General features: G+C 43.5%; 1 protein-coding gene and 1 pseudogene. Both read left to right on the forward strand.

The features are described from left to right. A pseudogene (queF, locus tag AB4653_RS12475) lies at positions 1 to 171 on the forward strand (NADPH-dependent 7-cyano-7-deazaguanine reductase QueF); the annotation flags it as partial. Positions 172 to 228: 57 nt separating this feature from the next. After that, the coding region (locus tag AB4653_RS12480; RefSeq protein ID WP_372104292.1) for a tetratricopeptide repeat protein at positions 229 to 1,692 on the forward strand (1,464 nt) is incomplete at its 3' end.

The raw sequence follows: 1,692 nt of genomic DNA on the forward strand, positions 1-1,692 counted from the left end.
TTCCACGAACAATGTGTTGAGCGTATCTTCACTGACATCATGAAATACTGTGCACCATCGAAGCTAACCGTATTTGCACGTTACACGCGTCGTGGCGGTCTGGATATCAATCCATACCGTTCAACTGAGCAAGATAGACCAAGCCACAATAAGCGTATGGCTCGCCAATAATCGGCGTGAACCGCCCAAACTTATTTGAACCTACAAAATCTTTAAAGGGACATTGAAATGCGTTGGTTATACGTTGTTAGTCTATTCATTTTAAGCTTAAGCACATCGGTTAATGCGTCGGTCTATTCGTCGGCGCTCCTCAATGAAGCCAATAACTTGGTTGAGATAGAACCGAGCCAAGCAAAACGAATGGCCAACAGCTACCTAACGCTACGTATCCTTTCAGATCAACGCGAGAAGAGCCCGTCAGCTATTTCTCGTGAAGAGGCCGACTCTTCGATTAGAACCCCGAACAGCAGTATCGATGCGTATAAGATCTTAGCGAAAGCAGAGTTTAATCTAGGCAACATTCGTATTGCGATTCAGCACATCGACAAAGCCTCTGAGCTAGCAAAAACCTATAAGCTTGAGTATCTAAAGTTAGATCTGGAAATACTTAAAGTTAGGTTACTTTGGCTTACGGACAGAAAATCTGCCCAAGCAGAATCAGAGCTAAAAAAAATAGAAACAAGCTTAGAGTCGGTTAATAAAACCTTACGCCTGACGGAAGGAATTACCTATCGCTTAATCATGTTGAAAGCCGACATTTCCTCTTATAACAACAACGTAGGGGAAGCAGAAAAACTCTATCAAGAAGCAAAAACTTACCTAGAACAGCGTCACTCGGAAAAAGTCGTCATTGATTATCACATCACCGTCGGCGAGTTTTATCTTACCCATAAAGAGTACAACCATGCACTATCTGAGTTATTGTACGGCTACTGGAAATCAGTAGAAGGTAACCTGAGTTCGCGCTTGGCCAAAGTAAACCGCCTACTTGCACAGCTTTTCTTTGAACGCCAAGTATTAGATAAAGCTCTAGAGCACCTGTCTCAAGCTGCTGACTTTTACGATAATTTTGAAAGCTCTCCCATATTAGCGCAAGTACTAAAAAAGATGGGGGATGTGTACTTCAATCAAGGCAAATATAACCTTGCCCTCGTGCACTTTTTCAATGTCCTTGATCATGAGAGTACCGACCGAGACATCCACCAAGTCATTGACATTCGTCTAAGTTTATCTGCGACTTACTTACGACTTTATAACTACCCTCTAGCCGAGCAATACCTAGCACGAGCTCTTGAACTGCTGGAGTATTCCGACATTCCTAAATTGGAAGGCCGCGCTGCACTCTTATCCGCAGGTTTGGCATACCACCTACAAGAAAGCGAAGATGTAATTAAGCATGCGACACGTGCGCTCAAGATTTCGCGTCAGGTAGAGAACATGCGCCTGTCGCAACACTCCTACCACTTGCTCTCTTTAGGTTATGAGCAAGCAGGGCGTCCACAACAAGCGCTAGCAAATCTCAAACAATACAATATCCTTGTCTCTTTGGAACAACAAAAACTCAACCGTGTTGGTGAAGACGCATTCCGCCAACAAAAAGAGTTTGCCGAGCAAACGCTCCACTATGCAGGTCAAGAACAAGAATTAGAGAAATACAAACTTGAGCACCATAAGTTCCAGAAAATATCGTTC

This window comes from Vibrio sp. 10N.222.48.A3 (assembly GCF_041475345.1).
GTDB lineage: Bacteria > Pseudomonadota > Gammaproteobacteria > Enterobacterales > Vibrionaceae > Vibrio > Vibrio tasmaniensis_A.